This is a genomic window from uncultured Lacinutrix sp., assembly GCF_947500325.1.
Taxonomy (GTDB): Bacteria; Bacteroidota; Bacteroidia; order Flavobacteriales; family Flavobacteriaceae; genus Lacinutrix.
In genome coordinates this window covers 1-18512 of record NZ_CANMRQ010000020.1, presented here as the reverse complement: position 1 = coordinate 18512, position 18512 = coordinate 1, and the positions used below count along the sequence as shown (strand labels likewise).

Sequence of the window (18512 nt, the reverse complement as noted above, 5' to 3'; positions counted from 1 at the left end):
GTCCGATTTTGATACACTTTCTGTTCGAAAACGATCACTTTTATTAGCATGCTATTTTTCCTATTTCTAATTTTTTTAAGCTGAAATTAATTATGTATTATTGTATAATATGGTACTAAAAAATGCTAGAATATTAGTAATTGATGATGATATTGATGTGCTTACTGCACTAAGATTATTATTAAAGCCTATTATTAAAGAGGTTGTTATAGAAAAGAACCCAAGTAATATAGGTGCTCAAATTGAAGGTTCTAAATTTGATCTTATCATTCTGGATATGAATTTTAATGGACTCGTTAATACTGGGAATGAGGGTATTTTTTATTTAAACAAAATAAAGCAACAACAACCAGATACTGCAGTCGTTCTAATTACTGCATATGCAGATATTGATTTGGCCATTAGAGCTTTAAAAGAAGGTGCTTCAGATTTTTTAGTAAAACCATGGAAGAATGAGAAAATTATTCAAACTATTACAACCATATTAGAAAGTAAAAAATCTAATATTTCTAAGAAAAATATTTTACAATCTAGTAGCAATACTATAATTGGAGAAAGCAAGGCTTTAAAAGATGTATTTCTTAAACTAAAAAAAGTAGCACCAACTGATGCTAATGTTCTTATTCTAGGAGAAAATGGCACTGGAAAAGATTTAATAGCCAAAGCTATACACAATAACTCAAATCGTAAAAACCAACCATTTGTAAAAGTAGATGTTGGAGCTTTAACATCTAATCTTTTTGAAAGCGAGTTATTTGGCTATAAAAAAGGTGCTTTTACAGATGCAAAAGAAGATAGAAAAGGCCGTTTTGAAGTCGCAAATGGTGGTACACTTTTTTTAGATGAAATTGGTAATATAAGTATAGGGCAGCAAGTAAGATTACTTACCGTCCTTCAAAATAGACTTGTTACACCTTTAGGAAGTAACGAAGCCATTCCAATTGATATTAGATTAATTTGTGCGACTAATATAGATCCTAAAATTTTAGCAGATGAACAAAAATTTAGAAAGGATTTAATATATAGAATTAATACTGTAGATATTATAATGCCACCGCTTAGAGATCGCGGAACGGACATTACATTATTAGCCAAACATTTTATTGCTATTTATTCAGAAAAATATAATAAAAACTCTTTTTCTCTAGATTCTAGTTTTATTTCTAAATTAAAGAAACACGATTTCCCTGGTAACGTTAGAGAACTTCAATATGTTTTAGAACGAGCAGTAATTATGGCAGATAGTTTTGAATTAAAAGCTGAAGATTTAGTCTTTTCTTCTATAGAACGCAAAACAAACACAGTATCTACAGTAAAAGACATGAACCTAGATACTATAGAAAAAAATGCTATTCTAAGTGTCCTTGAAAAAAATAAAGGAAATGTTTCTAAATCGGCTAAAGAACTAGGTATCACTCGAGCGTCTTTATACCGTAGACTGGATAAGTATGAACTATAACGGCTACTTTTTAAGACTTTCCATTAGAATAGTATTGATAGTGCTATCGATATTAGCATTAATATATGCCATATATATTGAGAAACCATTATATATAGCACTTTTGGTAATACTTCTTTTATACATTAGTTATAATTGCTATGGTTTTATAAAGCGTCGATTTACAGTTATGGATGATTTTTTTGAAGCTGTAAAGTATCGTGATTTTTCAAGATGGTTTCCAGAAGATCGCGGACCTAAAGACATAAGAAAACTCTACGCCGGTTTTAATGAGGTAAACCGCACCATTAAAGATATTAACACTAAAAATGAAGCGCAATATGTTTATCTCCAAAAAATATTAGAGATGGTAGACATAGGTATTATTGCTTATAATATAGAAACTGGAGCTGTATTATGGAGTAATGATTCCTTTAGAGAAACATTAGATTTCCCTTCATTTAAAAATGTACGCTTTGTTGAAAAACGAAAACCAGAATTATATGATGTCATTTTTGATTCTTTTCATCGAGAACCAGACTCAATTAGTATAGCTGTTCAAAATGAAAAGATAAAAGTATTAATTTCGGACACAGTATTTCATGTTGATGATGATGCCTTTAAATTAATTGTGCTTCAAAATATAGACAATACATTAAACAAGAATGAATCTGAAGCCTGGAAAAAATTATTAAGTGTTATGACGCATGAAATAATGAATTCTATTGCCCCAATCTCATCTCTTGCAGATACACTTCAAACCCATTTACAGTTGGCTTTAGACAAACCTAAAGCACACAATATAGATTTAGAAGATTTAAATGCTGGCGTAAAAACTATAAAAAATAGAAGTGAAGGATTATTAAAATTTGCAAAAACCTATCGCAGTCTAAGTAAAATCACACATTTAAATTTAGAAAAGAAACGTATTGCAGATCTTTTTGATTCTATTAAATTACTAATGAAACCATCTATTAGTGCTAAGAATATAGTAATAGATTTTAATATAAAAACACCAAAATTAGAATTAGATATCGATAGTCATCTAATTGAGCAGGTACTTATAAACCTTATTTTAAATGCTGTAGATGCTTGTAAAGGAAATTTAGATGCTGAAATAAAAGTAATAGCAGAGCAAACTCCAAACCGTAATATTATTATTAAGGTTTATGATAATGGATCTGGTATTCCTCCTGAAATAATGGAAAATATATTTGTTCCATTCTTTACAAGTAAAGCAACTGGTAGCGGTATTGGTTTAAGTTTATGCAAACAAATTATGTTACTACATAAAGGTAAAATAATAGTAAATAGTAAAGAAGGAGAAGGCACAGTTTTTAGCCTAGTTTTCTAAATATAAAAGCCTCGTAATACGAGGCTTTTATATGTGTTATGACTTTAGCTTTAAGTCTAATTTTTCAAATTGCCATTTAGAAAAACCGCCTTTTAAATCATATATTTTTTTAAAACCAGCTTTCTGCATTTTCTCTGCACATTTTGCACTTCGCCCTCCTTTTTGGCAATATAATATAACTGGTTTTTCTTTATCCAATTTTATAATATCATCACCAAAAGTTGGAGAATTATAATCTATATTTTGAGAATTATCTAAATGTCCGTTTTTATATTCCATAGAAGTGCGTACATCTATTAATTGTACATCTTCTAATTCTAATAGCGTTTGCATTTCTTCAGTAGAAACAACTGTGATTTCTTTTGAAGATTCCTTTTTACAACTAAACATAGCTATACTTAAAAAAAGTGTGATTACTACTATTTTTGTTTTCATATTAATTGATTTTGATTGATTGACTAATTATATTATTGTTCAACAGCACCTGCCCACTCTTGAAATCCACCTATTAAATTATATGCGTTTTCAAATCCCATCTGGTTCATGATAGCACAAGCTTGTCCACTTCTACCACCAGATCTACAGTAGACATAATAATTTTTATTTTTGTCTAATGCTTCTAATTCATATATAAAAGCCTGTCCTTTAAATATGTTTAGGTTTTTCATATTCGGGATGTAACCATCTTCAACTTCTTCTTCTGTTCTAACATCTAGAATAAATGCGTTTTCGTCTGCTTCAAGTTGTTGAGCCCATTGCTCTTGAGATAAATCTGCCATTATATTTTTATTGTACTACAAAGTTACACAATTTAACGTTTCCTTAAGATATAGACGAAAAAAAACCTAAAGTGTTACAACTTCAGGTCAATTTTATTTAGAATTTTCTAAATTATACTTTAATAGAGCAACCTATAGCTTTAGTTTCTTTCGTTTCTACTTCTTTGCCTTTTAAAAGTGCATTAACTGCATTTTCAACATATTTAACTTTTACTTTATTTGCATCTTGATAATTATCATCAATAGCGCCAATATATTTAACAACATTTCCTCTGTTCGTTTTTTCTAAAATATAAATGTGAGGTGTTTTTGTTGCTCCAAATTGTGGGTATACTCTTTGACCTTCGTCCATTAAATAAGGAAAAGTAAACCCTTTTTCTTTAGCTCGTTCTTGCATAGCCTCCATATTATCTCCAGGTTTAACAGCTATATTATTAGGCATAATAGCAATTACTGGGTACCCTTTTTTTGCATACATTTTATTTAATGCTTCAATTCTATCCTCATAAGCAACAGCATATGGGCAAGTATTACAGGTAAACGTAACAATAAAACCTTTGGCATCTTTAAAATCTGAAAGTGAAACCATTTTACCATTAACGTTCTTTAATTTAAAATCGGTAGCAATATCACCAATTTTATAACCATCCTTTATTTCTTTTTTACCATTAGTAAAAGCACTCAATCCTGCAATTACAATAGCTACAAATAATAATTTTACTAAGTTTTTCATTGTACTTTAATTTAAAAATTTATCGACTTCTGTTTTTAATTCACTGTAGTTAAATGATTGCTCATAAAACTGACGTTTACTTTTATTATAAATTATAGTTGCAGGTATTGCACCTGTCCATTCTTCGCTTATTTTAGGAATCCAAGAATTTGAATCAACATCATTTAAAGCAACAACTTTAGATCTTAATTCATGCTTAGCAATAAAAGGCTTTAATCTTTTATCATATTGATTAGGAAAATCTAAACTTACTAAAAGTACTTCAACATCTTTAGATTTATACTCTTTGTTTAATGTTTCAAAATAAGGCAATTCTTTTACACATGGAGCGCACCAAGTTGCCCAAAAATTAACCACATATGTTTTATCGTCTTGTATATTTAAAAGCGGCTCTAGCTCATTAAAATCATATACTATAAGTTCTTTTTGATTTTCTACTTTTATGTCCTTTTTAATTTCTTGTTCATTTTTACAAGAAGAAAACATTATAATAAAGAATAAAACATATACTTTCATTTTATAAAAATAATAACAGAAAGTCATCCATAGTTTTTTTTTAACATATAATTACGTTAAAATTAATTTGTTAAATAAAATTTCATTTATATATTTGAACTTTATAACAAAAATGAACACAAATTTAAATCATACTTGGTGGTGGAATTCTCGAAACACAATTCGTGAATAAACTCCTACGTATATTTAATTAACATACAAAAGGCTTGTCATTCACGACAAGCCTTTTTTTTATATCAAAATTTATGAAGACTTTTAGTCTATACACACATTACAAAAAAATTCTTGCAGATACTATTACACCTGTGAGCATTTATTTAAAAATTAGAGATAAATTCCCTAATAGTATTCTATTAGAGAGTAGCGATTATCATGCTAACGATAATAGTTTTTCTTATATCTGCTTTAACCCTATTGCCTCTATCAAGGTTGAAAACGATAATGTTTCTCAAAAATTTCCAGATGGCAGTATTCTGAATAATAAAACAACTAATGTTGTTGATCATATTCAAAAATTCACAAAACGTTTTAAAGTAAAATCTAAGGAGGATTTCAAGTTTATAAACAATGGAATTTTTGGGTATACAGCTTATGATGCCGTAAAGTATTTTGAAGACATTACAATTTCTAAAAAACCAGATTCGTTAGACATACCAGATATTTATTACGCTGTTTACAAAAATATAATAGCTATTAATCACTTTAAAAACGAAGCATATATTTTTGCACATTGTTTTAATGATAATGAAAATAATATAGACGAAATATTACAACTTATAAAATCAAAAAACTTTGCTTCTTACAAGTTTTCTACCAATTCTGAAATAGCATCAAATTTAACAGATGATGAATATAAAGCGCATGTAGATTTAGCTAAAAAACACTGTGCTCGTGGAGATGTATTTCAATTAGTGCTATCAAAAAAATTCTCTCAAAGCTTTAAAGGTGATGAATTCAACGTATATCGTGCTTTACGTAGTATCAATCCATCACCCTATTTATTTTATTTCGACTACGGGAATTTTAAAATTTTTGGTAGTTCTCCAGAAGCGCAATTAGTAGTAAATAAAGGCATAGCAGAAATTCATCCTATTGCAGGTACTTTTAAACGTACTGGAAATGATGAGAAAGATGCCGAGTTAGCAAAACAATTAGCACAAGACGAAAAAGAGAATGCAGAACATGTTATGTTAGTCGATCTAGCTAGAAATGATTTAAGCAGACATGGTAGTCAAGTTAAAGTGGTTAACTATAGGGAAGCGCAATTTTTCTCGCATGTTATACACTTAGTAAGTAAAGTTACAGGTAAAGTGCATGATAACACACCTACTCTTCAAATAGTTGCAGATACATTTCCTGCAGGAACTTTAAGCGGTGCGCCAAAACATAAAGCAATGCAACTTATTGAAAAATATGAAAAAACGAGTCGCGCTTTCTATGGTGGCGCTATTGGCTTTATGGATTTTAATGGTAACTATAATCATGCTATTATGATTAGAACCTTTGTGAGTAAAAATCATGAATTACATTGGCAAGCTGGCGCTGGATTAGTTACAAAATCTAATCCTAATAATGAATTACAAGAAGTATATAACAAATTAGGTGCTTTAACCAAAGCTATAGAACTAGCAAAAGAGATTTAAAGACATGAAAAAAGTATTAGTAATAGATAACTACGATAGTTTTACTTATAATTTAGTCCATTATTTAGAGGATTTAAATTGTATGGTAACCGTAAAAAGAAATGACAAACTAGCTCTTGAAGACGTTGATCTTTTTGAAAAAATAGTATTATCTCCAGGCCCTGGAATTCCAGAAGAAGCAGGTTTATTAAAGGCTATTATAAAAAAATATGCTCCTACTAAAAGTATTTTAGGTGTTTGTTTAGGACAACAAGCTATAGGAGAAGTTTTTGGAGGTGAGTTAATAAACTTAGACACTGTTTTTCATGGTGTTGCTACTAAAGTTAAATTATCTGTAAATGATGAATCCCTTTTTAATGGACTTGGTAACACATTTGATGTTGGGAGGTATCATTCTTGGGTGGTAAGTACTAACCTACCAGAAGTTTTAGAAGCAACTTCTTTTGACGAAAACGGGCAGATTATGTCTTTAAGACATAGAATATATGATGTAAAAGGGGTACAATATCATCCTGAATCGGTGTTAACTCCTAACGGGAAACAAATTTTAGAAAACTGGGTAAACAATTAAAATGAAACATTTATTAAATAGACTTATTAATCATGAAAACATTTCTAGTGAAGAAGCTAAAAGTGTTTTAGTTAATATTTCAAAAGGAGAATATAACCAAAGCCAGATAGCATCATTTCTAACAGTTTTCATGATGCGTAGTATTACGCTTGAAGAATTACAAGGCTTTCGAGATGCCTTATTAGAACTTTGTATTCCTATAGATTTATCTGAATTTAATGCAATTGATTTATGTGGCACTGGTGGCGATGGAAAAGACACATTTAATATATCAACATTATCTTCTTTTGTTACAGCTGGTGCAGGTGTTAAAGTTGCAAAGCATGGTAATTATGGTGTTTCTTCTGCTTGCGGATCGTCTAATGTCATGGAACATTTAGGTATTAAATTTACTAGTAACAAAAGTTTTTTACAAAAAAGTATAGACCAAGCTGGTATATGTGTTTTACATGCGCCTTTATTTCACCCTGCAATGAAAAATGTTGCACCAATAAGAAGAGAATTAGGAGTAAAAACCTTTTTTAATATGCTAGGTCCAATGGTTAATCCATCATTTCCAAAAAATCAAATGGTAGGTGTTTTTAATTTAGAACTACAACGATTATACGGTTATTTATATCAAAATACAGATAAAAATTATAGTATTATTCATGCTCTGGATGGCTATGACGAAATATCACTAACTGGCAACACAAAAATTATTTCCAATACTTCCGAAACGATGTTAACTCCAAAAGATTTAGATGTGGAGCAAATTGAACAAAATGCCATTTTTGGTGGTAATACTATTAAATCTTCTGCAAAAATATTTTTAAAAGTTATAAGTGGAAAAGGTACAGAAGCTCAAAACAATGTTGTTTGTGCAAATGCAGGATTGGCTATTGCAACTGTTAAACAAATAGATCATATTCAAGGCTTTGAGATAGCAAAAGACTCTTTATTGTCGGGAAAAGCGAAATCGAGTTTAGATAAACTAATAGAATTAAGTAAATAATGGATATACTAGACCGTATAGTTATAGATAAATATAAAGAGGTTACGCTACGTAAATCACTTATTCCAATAAGTCAATTAGAACAATCCATTTTGTTTGAAAGACAAACCATGTCATTATCGCAAAACTTGCGAAAAAGTAATACAGGTATTATTGCAGAACACAAAAGGCGTTCTCCTTCAAAAGCAGTTATAAATCAATCTTTTAATGTGTTTGATGTAGCAAAAGGTTATGAAGAAGCAAAAGTATCTGGTATGTCTGTTTTAACAGATGCTAAATATTTTGGAGGTGCTTTAGACGATTTATTAACAGCTCGCGCTAGTTGTAATTTACCTTTACTAAGAAAAGAATTTATTATTGACGACTATCAAATTATTGAAGCAAAAGCGTATGGCGCAGATGTAATTTTACTAATTGCTGCCATACTTACTAGAGAAGAAATAAAACAATTTTCTGAGTTAGCAAAAAGTTTAAACTTAGATGTTCTTTTAGAAGTACATAATGAAGCAGAACTTAACAAGTCTATAATGCCAAGTATAGATATGTTAGGTGTAAATAATAGAAACTTAAAAACGTTTGAAGTTAGTCTAGAAACCAGTAAATCATTAAGTACTCTTATTCCTAATGACTTTGTAAAAGTATCAGAGAGTGGAATTAGTAGTGTTGCTGCAATAAAAGAACTTAAACTATATGGATATCAAGGTTTTCTAATTGGAGAAAACTTTATGAAAACAGATAATGCAGGAGAAAGTGCAAAACAATTTATAAAAGACTTAGAATTATGAAATTAAAAATATGCGGAATGAAAAATGAGAGTAACATTTTAAATGTTGCTGATTTAAATCCCAGTTATATGGGTTTCATTTTTTATGAAAAATCACCACGATATTTCAATAGTATAATTCCTGAAGTACCAGAACATATTAAAAAAATAGGTGTTTTTGTTAATGCTACTTACGACTTTATTAGAGGTAAAGTTGAAAAGCATAACCTTCAAGGCGTACAATTACATGGAGAAGAATCTCCTGAGTTATGTAAAAGATTACAAGATTTAGATATTATTGTTTTAAAAGTTTTTTCTATAAAGAATCAATTCGATTTTAAGGTTTTAGATCAATACGAAACGGTTTGTGATTACTATTTATTTGACACTAAAGGAAAAGAACCTGGAGGAAATGGGTATACGTTTAATTGGAATGTTTTAAAAAAATATCCATCATCCAAACCTTATTTTTTAAGCGGAGGTATTGGCCCCAAAGAGATAGAATCTTTACTATTATTTTTTAAAAGACCAGAATCTGATTTGTGTTGTGCTTTAGATTTAAACAGCAAATTTGAAACGGCTGCAGGCATTAAAGACATAACAAAACTAAAAGCATTTAAGCAAAAACTTATAGCAAACAACTATGACGTATAACATTAACGACAAAGGGTATTATGGAGAGTTTGGAGGTGCTTACATACCAGAAATGCTCTATCCTAATGTAGAAGAACTACGCCAAAACTATCTAAAAATAATGGAGCAACCTTCTTTTAAAAGAGAGTTTGATCTATTACTAAAAGATTATGTTGGTCGTCCTTCTCCACTCTACTTTGCAAAAAGACTTAGTAAAAAATACAATACAAAAATCTACTTAAAACGTGAAGATTTAAACCATACAGGAGCACACAAAGTAAATAATACTATTGGGCAAATTTTAATGGCACAACGTTTAGGCAAAAAAAGAATTATTGCAGAAACTGGTGCTGGACAACACGGTGTAGCTACGGCAACAGTTTGCGCATTAATGGGAATGGAATGTATTGTTTATATGGGAGAAATTGACATTGCAAGACAGGCACCTAACGTAGCTAGAATGAAAATGCTTGGTGCTAAAGTTGTACCTGCTTTGTCTGGAAGTCGCACGTTAAAAGATGCTACAAATGAGGCTATTAGAGATTGGATTAACAATCCTTTAGATACACATTATATTATTGGTAGTGTTGTTGGCCCACATCCATACCCAGATATGGTAGCTCGTTTTCAAGCTGTTGTATCCGAAGAAATACAATGGCAACTACAAGATAAAGAAGGTAAAGCTACTCCAGATTATGTTATAGCTTGCGTTGGTGGCGGTAGTAATGCTGCTGGTGCTTTTTATCATTATTTAGATAATACCAATGTTAAACTAATAGCGGTAGAAGCTGCAGGAAAAGGTATTCATTCAGGTGAAAGCGCAGCAACTTCAATATTAGGAAAAGAAGGCATTATTCATGGTAGTAAAACATTATTAATGCAAACTGATGATGGACAAATTACTGAACCTTATTCTATTTCAGCAGGGTTAGACTATCCTGGTGTTGGACCAATGCATGCGCATTTATATAAATCTGGCCGTGCAGAATTTGTTTCTATTACAGATGATGAAGCCATGACTGCTGGTCTAGAATTAAGCCAACTAGAAGGCATTATTCCTGCTATAGAAACCTCTCACGCTTTAGCTATTTTTAATCAGAAAAAATTTAAAGAAGATAATATTGTAGTCATTAATCTATCTGGTCGCGGAGATAAAGATTTACAAAATTATATTGATCATTTTAAACTTTAATAATGAATCGCATACAAACAAAATTACAAGAAGATAAAAAGCTTTTATCAATATATTTTTCAGCAGGTTACCCTAGTTTAAATGATACTGTAAAGATTATTCAAAACCTTGAAAAAAGTGGTGTAGATATGATTGAAATAGGGTTACCATTTAGTGATCCTTTAGCAGATGGACCTACAATACAAGCAAGTTCTACACAAGCGCTTAAAAATGGAATGACTACAGATGTGCTTTTCAAACAATTAAAAGGCATAAGAAAAACAGTATCTATTCCATTAATAATCATGGGCTATTTTAACCCAATGTTACAATACGGCGTTGAAGCATTTTGCAAAACATGCCAAGAAATTGGTATTGATGGATTAATTATTCCAGATTTACCTGTAGACGTATACAACCAAGAATACAAAACTATATTTGAAAAATATGGATTGATTAACGTTTTTTTAATCACTCCGCAAACAAGTATAGACCGTATTAATTTTATAGATTCTATTTCTAATGGTTTTATTTATATGGTAAGTAGCGCTAGTGTTACAGGTAATAGCTCTGGTTTTGGCAAAGAACAAACCGATTATTTTAAACGTATTGCAAGTATGAATTTAAAGAACCCACAAATAGTAGGTTTTGGTATTAATAATCATACAACCTTTACTCAAGCCACAGAATATGCTAAAGGCGCCATTATTGGTAGTGCTTTTATTAAACACTTAACCAATGGAAACATAGATACTATTAATGCATTTACTGATAATATTTTAAAGGTATAAGCTTTTAAGCTCCAATAAAATTTCATTTTAATCTTAAAACAAATAACTTAGATTTTTTTAATTGAAACTAGCAATTATGAAATCGAACATCTCTAAGCAATTATTAATCTGCATTTTAATAAGTTTTATTTTTTTTGCTTCCTGTAAAGAAGAAGAAAAAAAAGTAGCAATAGAAACTACAGCTGTAAAAAAATCGCAGCCTTACCCTTATGGTCTGTTACCAGAGAAAATTAACTTAACAGCTTTAGACACCTTTTATTCTAAATGGAAAACTAAATATATTACTTCTAATGGTTGCCCTGTAGGTAAGCGCGTTTTATTTGATGATAGAAAACACACCGTATCTGAAGGTATTGCTTATGGTTTATTAGCATCTGTCTATATGAAAGACGAAGCTTTATTTGATGATCTATTATTATACTATCAAAATTATCTTGATAGCAATGGCTTAATGCATTGGAAAATTGACGAAAACGGAACCGTAGTAGGAGAAAATGCTGCTACTGATGCAGATGAAGATGTAGCGTTTGCTCTCTTGGTTGCGCATTCTAAAATAAATAAAAGCAAAGGTTATAAAAAAGAAGCTATTAGAGTTATTAATGCCATGTATAAAACAATGGTAAGAAAAGACACTTATATCTTAAAAGCTGGAGATGATTGGAAAGATGAAAATGGCAGAGATTACGATGTAACTAATCCTTCTTATTTTGCACCTGGATACTTTAAATTATTTGCAAAAGTAACTGGCAATAATGGTTGGATTAAAGTTGCAGATGAATGTTACATTACACTTTTTAAATCTATGAATCAAGATACTGGTTTAGTTCCAGATTGGTGTAAAGCCAATGGCGAAACTCCTGGAGAAAAAGTAGAATGGGCAAAAAATCATGGCAAAACATTTTTTTATGATGCTATTAGAACACCATGGCGTATTAGCATGGATTATTTATGGACTGGAGACGAACGTGCCTATAAATATTGTAATACAATAGCAGGTTTCGTTGATAAGGTTGGTGTAACAAACATTAAAGATGGTTACAAATTAAATGGCGATGTTTTTAGCGAGAGACACACTAGTACTTTTATAGGTTGTTTTGGATTTGGAATACTAGCTTCTAATACTAAAAATCAAGACCTTGTTAATGCTATTTATTCTGAAAACTTAAAAATAGACAACGATAATTATTTTAATGAAACTTTAAAAGTAATTACACTAATAGGTCAATCTGGTCTCTTTACAATGCCAGAAGACTTTTATAAAGATTAATATTATATGCCTTTAAATATTGTTTTAATAGAGCCAGAAATTCCAAATAATACAGGAAATATTGGCCGTTTGGCTTTAGCCTCTGGTTCAAACTTACATTTAGTAAAACCTTTTGGCTTCGAAATAAGCGACTCGCGCTTAAAACGTGCTGGTTTAGATTATTGGCAGCACCTCAACTTACATTACTATGATAGTATCGATGATTTTTTTGCCAAAAACAAAGATTCAAAAATGGTGTTTTTATCTAGTCATGGCACTAAAGACCATTGGGATATAGACTATGAAGACAATCTCTTTTTAGTTTTTGGAAAAGAGTCTGTTGGGTTACCAAAATCTATTACAGAAAACCATATAGACAAATTATTCAAAATTCCATTATATAGCGAACATGTTCGTAGTCTAAATTTAGCCAATGCAGTAAGTATTATTGTTTATGAAGGCTTGAGGCAATTACACTAATTTATAATGACTAGTTTTATAGAGACTTTAGAAACTGAATTTAATAAAAATGCAAACCCTGAAATTGCATTACAACAGGAAGCTTATTTACGTAACCAGTTTAAATGTTATGGTATAAAAACCAATGACAGACGTAGTATTCAAAAGCCATTTTTAGTTTCTCAATTTCTACCTCCAAAAACTGAGTTAGAATCTATTATTAAAACACTTTGGAAAAAACCACAACGCGAGTTTCAATACTTTGCACAAGAACTATCTTTTAAATATGTAAAAAAAATAGAACAAAACGATATCGCTCTATTTGAATATATGGTGATTAATAAGTCTTGGTGGGATACAGTAGATTTTATTGCTAATAAACTAATGGGAGCTTATTTTAAAGCTTTTCCAAAATTACAAAAAGCATACGTAGATAAGTGGTTAAAATCTAAAAATATTTGGTTACAACGCGCTGCAATACTATTTCAACTTAAATACAAAGAGGCTATAAATACAGAATTATTAACCTATACTATTAACAAGTTATTAGGCTCTAAAGAATTTTTCATTAATAAAGCTATAGGTTGGATTTTAAGAGAATATAGTCGTACAAACCCCAAATGGGTTTTAGATTTTGTAGAAAATACTGCATTAAACAACTTAAGTAAAAAAGAAGCTTTGAGATTAATTAAATGAAAACTGTAACAATTTATTTTTGGTTATGTCTTTAAAAAAAACCAATTATGAAAAACATATTTTTTATTTCAGTTTTCCTTTTATCATGTCTTCTTTCAGCACAATCAAAAAAAGACTATTTAACTAAAAATAGATTTAATTTAGAATCTTCAAATTTTAATTTCCCAGAAAAAAACTTTAAAATTATTGGTTTTGGAGCTTATCATGGTAGTGTTAAAACAGAAATCGTAGAGCATAAACTTTTAAAATCTTTAACAAAAGATGGTATTATAAAATACTATTTACCAGAAACCGATTTTAGTCTTGGGCATTATTTCAATAAATTTCTTAAAACTGGAGACACTACATTATTAAAAGATTTAGTCATACATAGCGGTACAAGAGTACCTCAAGAAAGAACTATAGAAACATTTAATAAATGGAAAACCTTAAAAGCTCTAAACGATACATTAAAAGAAGCTAACAAACTTAAAGTTGTTGGTATTGATTTATTAGTAACCTACAAATACACTATTAAACATCTTTTAGAGCTTGTAGAGAGTAAAGACAAATTTAAATCTCCTCTAAATAGTTTAAAACAAATAATAGAGTTAGACACAACAGATTACTCAATTAGGTATGAAAGTTATTCTAAAAAAACACTTAAGGCTTTTGTTAATGACTATGAAAAAAACGCAAAGAACTATATAATTTTAGATGAGAATAAGACAATTATAGATCATTTAATAAATAATATAAAAGTCACTTTTACAGATTTTAGCAGAAAAAGAGAGCCAACCATTTATAACAATTATATCTCATTAAACGATTTATATGATTTTAAAAACAACGCTCAATTTTTGAGATTTGGGTTTTCACATATTGAAAAATCTCGAGAAGGGAAAGATGATTATCCTTATTTTTTCACATTACTTATTGAAAATAATATATATAAAAGAGAAGATGTCATTTCTATAATTGGATACTTAACAAAAAGCCGAGTACTATGGGATGAATTATATGATAATGAAGGACATTACAAAAATTATACAACCGAAGGAGGTTTTGGCATTGGCGATTATGAAAAAGAATATTTTAGAGGCATCGATAATTTAAAAGCTTCAAAACTATCGTCTATAACTTTGTTTAAATTAAACTCAAAAAACACACCATATTCTGATGGTTTCCCAGATTTAATTGATGTTATTATGGAAGATGAAGCATCAAACAGTAATGCTGTTAAGGGGATGTCTACAACAGAATTTATAGATTATGCCATTTTAATCTCTAATTCAAAAGCAAGTAAACCAATATTTGAAAAGCAATAACCTACTTTACATTTTTCTTTAAATATTCTAAATACATATTTTCAACCTTAGTACGAGCCCAAGGCGTTCTACGTAAAAACTTTAAACTAGACTTTACAGAAGGATCTTGAGTAAAGCAACGAATATTTATTTTGTAGCCCATATACTCCCAACCATAATGTGCTTGCAAATCGCTAATAATTTGCTCTAGCTTAATACCATGAAGAGGATTATTAGGTTGTGACATAATTATTCAATCATTTTTTTAATTTTCACTGCTTTTTCAAAATGATCTAATTGATGTGTTTTAATCCACCATGTAGCAGCTTCCATTAACAACTCTGGATTATCATTTTTATTCTTAAAAAAAGCGTAAAATGAAATACCAACTGCATCTCCTTTTTGAGCTATTTTTTTATTGCAAACTGCTATAATTTTATCTCTTAAACTAGGTGTCATTTTTAATGCTAGTTATTAGACCGTCTATTTCTATTTCGCGAACGACTTTTGTTTCTATTATTACTTCTGCTAGAATTACCATCTGCTTTTTTCCTATCAGTTTTAGGCTTTCTATTTTGAGATTGCCCACGGCGATTATTTCTTCCTTGACCTGGTTTTATAGGCTCGGTAGACGCATTAGGATCTGGCTCAAAACCTTCTATAATCTCAACTGGTAATTTCTCCCCAATTAGTTTTTGAATAGCTTTTAAATAAACGGTCTCATCTGCAGATACTAATGAAATAGCTTCTCCTTTTGCTCCTGCTCTACCAGTTCTTCCAATACGATGAACATAATCTTCAGAGATATTGGGTATCTCATAGTTTATAACATGTGGTAATAATGGAATATCTAATCCTCTAGCAGCAATATCTGTTGCAACCATTACACGAATGCTACCATCTTTAAACCCTTTTAAAGCTTTAGTTCTTGCGCCTTGGCTTTTATTACCATGAATAGCAGCTGCAGTAATACCAGCACTAATCATTTTTTTAGTTAGTTTATTAGCACCATGTTTTGTTCTTGTAAACACTAGTACTTGTTGCCAATTACCTTCAGAAATAAGTTTAATAACTAATCCTGTTTTTAAGCCCTTAGCAACACGATATACTTTTTGAGAAATAGCCTCAACAGCAGTATTTTCTGGAGTTGCTTCAACTTGTACAGGATTCTTTAAAATATTAAAGGCTAACTTTTTTATATCCTTAGAAAACGTTGCCGAAAACATTAAGTTTTGCCTTTTATCTGGCATTAATTTCATGACACGTTCTATATCACGTAAAAAACCCATATCCAACATACGGTCTGCTTCATCTAAAACAAATATCTCTACACGTTTAAGCGATAATAAACCTTGACTTTGTAAGTCTAATAATCGTCCAGGAGTTGCTACCAAAACATCTACTCCTTTTCTAATATTTGCCGCTTGTGGTTTTTGGTTTACACCTCCAAAAATCACTGCACTTCTTATATTTAAAAACTCACTATATTCTCTAACATTTGCATATACTTGAGCCGCTAATTCACGAGTTGGTGTTAATACCAAAGCGCGAATAGGTCTAAATTTCTCTTTTTTTGTTTCAGATAGTATATGTAACATTGGCAAGGTAAACCCTGCGGTTTTCCCTGTTCCAGTTTGTGCAGAAGCTAACACATCGTAGCCATCTAAAACTGGTGGAATTGCTTTTGCTTGTATAGGTGATGGTGTTTCGTATCCTTTTTTACTAATTGCTTTTAGTAAAGGCTCAGACAAGCCTAATAATTTAAATGACATAAATAGTATTTCCTTGAGATAAACACTATTTATTTAGGCTACCTCTTTTAATGAAATGCAAAGGTAGTACTAATTTACACGATGCCATTGAAGATACTAGACTTTGTAATAAAAATAGTAAAACTTTGTTTAGCGTACTGCAATAGTAATAGCTCTAAAATTATTTTATTATTGAAACGTTTTTCATTAGAAAATCATCTATCAATACATTCTATAATACCCTTTACTAGGTATTGTATAGGGATTTTCAAAAAGTAAATTTGATTAACTAAAACAACATACAATTATGAAAAATTTATTTAAACTATTTCTTGCATTAGTATTACTAATCTCTTGCGCTAATAATGAGAACAAAAAAATGAGTATTCCTAATGGAATAGAAGCAAGTGCAAAAAAAAATCAAGTAACAAAAAATACGGCACATTTTCTATCAGACTTAAATGAAGGGTTTTATAAAAACCCAATATTAAAGATTGAAAATAATAAAGAATACAATTATGATAAAAATTCTATTGAAGACAATTCAATAAAAGAATCTTCTAATATTTTCTATTTATCTGAAAATGCAATTACCAGTGATTTAAGCTCATCAATCATGTATAATTTTAAAACACCAGGAAACAGAATAAGTGGAAAGTCATTTAGGTGTCATGGTAATTTTGTTATTAGACATGATGGTAGTTTAAGAGCAACAATAACGACTAGTTCAAATAGGTATCAAGGCTTTACTGGAGCAGTACAACTAAATTTTTATGATAGAAATCAAAATCACGTATTTTCAATATACTCACCAAGTTATGGTGTAAATGGATTAGAATATAGAAATGATGTATGGGAATATCAATTTAGCGAATGGGAAACAGAACTATTAAAAGCATCTTCTTATGCTGATGGTTATGGTATACACACTCCTAAAGGATTAGATTGGGGAGAAATATATTATTTCAGCAAAAAAGTATTCGAAGATTTTAAAAGTGGTAGTGGTTCATAAAACAAATATTTATAAGACTTGACTTTGCAAAAAAATAGTCGAATTTCGTTTAACGTCTGATAAAAAACAGACGAACATTAAACATTCTGTAAAAAAGAAATTACAGAATAAGCGACATCCTATTTTGACCGATACGTAGTTGGCTATAAAAAAATTGCTGAGAAATGCAAGCATAAAGAATACCTTATGAATCAACTTCAATTAACTATAAAGAAGCGTGAGAAAATAATTGATGGTTCATATTGACCACTATTTTTAAGTTTTCAGACATACTACTGTTAAAATGGTTAATTTTTATTTTATTAGATTGTATCATTATTAACTTTAAACTCATTTATTATGTTAGAAAAATTAAAAAAATACAGGATCTTAAATACTCAAGTAATTTATGGAGGTAGAGATCATGCAAACAGTGAAGGTATTCCTCCAGATAACGCCAAATAATCAATTTTTATTCATTAGCGAACTAAGGTTCGCTTTTTTCATCTCTTATTTCCATACCTACTGTTATTTGTTAATAATTCTGTACAACTAAACTCTTATTTTAATTTATATTTTTTTACTTTTATATGAGATGTAATAGCAATTGCTATTATAACATTGTTGTATGCAATAGTCCATTTCGATAGGACAATTTTTTCGGAGGAGTGCGCTGGAATGATGGAGTTATCATTCT

The 18512-nt window shown here is 29.9% G+C and carries 21 protein-coding genes; 14 read left to right on the top strand and 7 right to left on the bottom strand.

The window, feature by feature from the left end; translation table 11 throughout:
• Positions 1 to 109 precede the first annotated feature (109 nt).
• Together Q0997_RS17050 and Q0997_RS17045 are read left to right on the top strand one after the other, a co-directional pair.
• Positions 110 to 1459 carry a sigma-54 dependent transcriptional regulator gene (locus Q0997_RS17050; RefSeq protein WP_299890974.1) on the top strand — a complete coding sequence of 450 codons (1350 nt, stop codon included), beginning with the start codon at positions 110 to 112 and terminating at the stop codon, positions 1457 to 1459.
• On the top strand, positions 1449 to 2792 hold the full coding sequence (locus tag Q0997_RS17045) for a HAMP domain-containing sensor histidine kinase (RefSeq protein WP_299890973.1): 1344 nt from the start codon (positions 1449 to 1451) through the stop codon (positions 2790 to 2792). The genes Q0997_RS17050 and Q0997_RS17045 overlap by 11 nt, the downstream gene beginning before the upstream one ends.
• A gap of 36 nt (positions 2793 to 2828) precedes the next feature.
• Here Q0997_RS17045 and Q0997_RS17040 read toward each other — a convergent pair whose 3' ends face one another.
• From Q0997_RS17040 to Q0997_RS17025, 4 genes are all read right to left on the bottom strand, one after another.
• On the bottom strand, positions 2829 to 3227 hold the full coding sequence (locus Q0997_RS17040) for a rhodanese-like domain-containing protein (protein ID WP_299890971.1): 399 nt from the start codon (positions 3225 to 3227) through the stop codon (positions 2829 to 2831).
• Positions 3228 to 3259: 32 nt separating this feature from the next.
• Positions 3260 to 3571: a rhodanese-like domain-containing protein gene (locus tag Q0997_RS17035; protein ID WP_299890969.1), complete on the bottom strand. Its 312-nt coding sequence runs from the start codon at positions 3569 to 3571 to the stop codon at positions 3260 to 3262.
• A gap of 112 nt (positions 3572 to 3683) precedes the next feature.
• Positions 3684 to 4304 (bottom strand): thioredoxin family protein, encoded by a 621-nt coding sequence (locus tag Q0997_RS17030; protein WP_299890968.1) that lies wholly within the window; start codon positions 4302 to 4304, stop codon positions 3684 to 3686.
• Between the two features lie 6 nt (positions 4305 to 4310).
• Positions 4311 to 4820 carry a TlpA disulfide reductase family protein gene (locus Q0997_RS17025; protein ID WP_299890967.1) on the bottom strand — a complete coding sequence of 170 codons (510 nt, stop codon included), beginning with the start codon at positions 4818 to 4820 and terminating at the stop codon, positions 4311 to 4313.
• 245 nt (positions 4821 to 5065) lie between these two features.
• Here Q0997_RS17025 and Q0997_RS17020 point away from each other — a divergent pair, with 245 nt between their 5' ends.
• The 11 genes from Q0997_RS17020 (at position 5066) to Q0997_RS16970 (ending at position 15094) form a co-directional block, all read left to right on the top strand.
• Positions 5066 to 6463, top strand: coding sequence for an anthranilate synthase component I family protein (locus Q0997_RS17020; RefSeq protein WP_299890966.1), 1398 nt, complete (start codon positions 5066 to 5068; stop codon positions 6461 to 6463).
• Between the two features lie 4 nt (positions 6464 to 6467).
• Positions 6468 to 7034, top strand: a complete 567-nt coding sequence (locus Q0997_RS17015) for an aminodeoxychorismate/anthranilate synthase component II (RefSeq protein WP_299890964.1) — start codon at positions 6468 to 6470, stop codon at positions 7032 to 7034.
• 1 nt (position 7035) lies between these two features.
• Positions 7036 to 8028, top strand: coding sequence for an anthranilate phosphoribosyltransferase (gene trpD, locus Q0997_RS17010; protein ID WP_299890962.1), 993 nt, complete (start codon positions 7036 to 7038; stop codon positions 8026 to 8028).
• Positions 8028 to 8813, top strand: a complete 786-nt coding sequence (trpC, locus tag Q0997_RS17005) for an indole-3-glycerol phosphate synthase TrpC (RefSeq protein ID WP_299890961.1) — start codon at positions 8028 to 8030, stop codon at positions 8811 to 8813. The genes trpD and trpC overlap by 1 nt, the downstream gene beginning before the upstream one ends.
• The gene (locus Q0997_RS17000) at positions 8810 to 9445 is read left to right on the top strand and encodes a phosphoribosylanthranilate isomerase (RefSeq protein ID WP_299890959.1); all 636 of its coding nucleotides are present in this window, start codon (positions 8810 to 8812) and stop codon (positions 9443 to 9445) included. The genes trpC and Q0997_RS17000 overlap by 4 nt, the downstream gene beginning before the upstream one ends.
• The gene (gene trpB, locus Q0997_RS16995; protein WP_299890957.1) at positions 9435 to 10616 is read left to right on the top strand and encodes a tryptophan synthase subunit beta; all 1182 of its coding nucleotides are present in this window, start codon (positions 9435 to 9437) and stop codon (positions 10614 to 10616) included. The genes Q0997_RS17000 and trpB overlap by 11 nt, the downstream gene beginning before the upstream one ends.
• Positions 10617 to 10618: 2 nt before the next feature.
• Entirely contained in the window at positions 10619 to 11386 is a 768-nt protein-coding gene (gene trpA / locus Q0997_RS16990; protein WP_299890956.1) for a tryptophan synthase subunit alpha, read from the top strand.
• Positions 11387 to 11462: 76 nt separating this feature from the next.
• A complete protein-coding gene (locus Q0997_RS16985; protein ID WP_299890955.1) occupies positions 11463 to 12653 on the top strand; it encodes a glycosyl hydrolase family 8 in 1191 nt (396 codons plus the stop codon).
• 6 nt (positions 12654 to 12659) lie between these two features.
• Positions 12660 to 13112, top strand: coding sequence for a tRNA (cytidine(34)-2'-O)-methyltransferase (locus Q0997_RS16980; protein WP_299890953.1), 453 nt, complete (start codon positions 12660 to 12662; stop codon positions 13110 to 13112).
• A 6-nt stretch (positions 13113 to 13118) separates the two neighbouring features.
• Entirely contained in the window at positions 13119 to 13787 is a 669-nt protein-coding gene (locus Q0997_RS16975; protein WP_299890951.1) for a DNA alkylation repair protein, read from the top strand.
• A 47-nt stretch (positions 13788 to 13834) separates the two neighbouring features.
• Positions 13835 to 15094 (top strand): hypothetical protein, encoded by a 1260-nt coding sequence (locus Q0997_RS16970; protein ID WP_299890949.1) that lies wholly within the window; start codon positions 13835 to 13837, stop codon positions 15092 to 15094.
• A 1-nt stretch (position 15095) separates the two neighbouring features.
• On the opposite strand, the gene Q0997_RS16965 is transcribed toward Q0997_RS16970, so the two are convergent.
• From Q0997_RS16965 to Q0997_RS16955, 3 genes are read right to left on the bottom strand one after another with little or no spacing between them, the layout of a single operon-like run.
• Positions 15096 to 15320 (bottom strand): VF530 family protein, encoded by a 225-nt coding sequence (locus Q0997_RS16965; protein WP_299890948.1) that lies wholly within the window; start codon positions 15318 to 15320, stop codon positions 15096 to 15098.
• Between the two features lie 2 nt (positions 15321 to 15322).
• Positions 15323 to 15532 carry a DUF6500 family protein gene (locus Q0997_RS16960; protein WP_299890946.1) on the bottom strand — a complete coding sequence of 70 codons (210 nt, stop codon included), beginning with the start codon at positions 15530 to 15532 and terminating at the stop codon, positions 15323 to 15325.
• A gap of 8 nt (positions 15533 to 15540) precedes the next feature.
• The gene (locus Q0997_RS16955) at positions 15541 to 16845 is read right to left on the bottom strand and encodes a DEAD/DEAH box helicase (protein WP_299890945.1); all 1305 of its coding nucleotides are present in this window, start codon (positions 16843 to 16845) and stop codon (positions 15541 to 15543) included.
• A 286-nt stretch (positions 16846 to 17131) separates the two neighbouring features.
• On the opposite strand from Q0997_RS16955, the gene Q0997_RS16950 reads away from it, so the two are divergent.
• Complete coding sequence (locus Q0997_RS16950; protein WP_299890943.1) at positions 17132 to 17836, top strand: hypothetical protein; 705 nt, start codon at positions 17132 to 17134, stop codon at positions 17834 to 17836.
• Positions 17837 to 18512 lie beyond the last annotated feature (676 nt).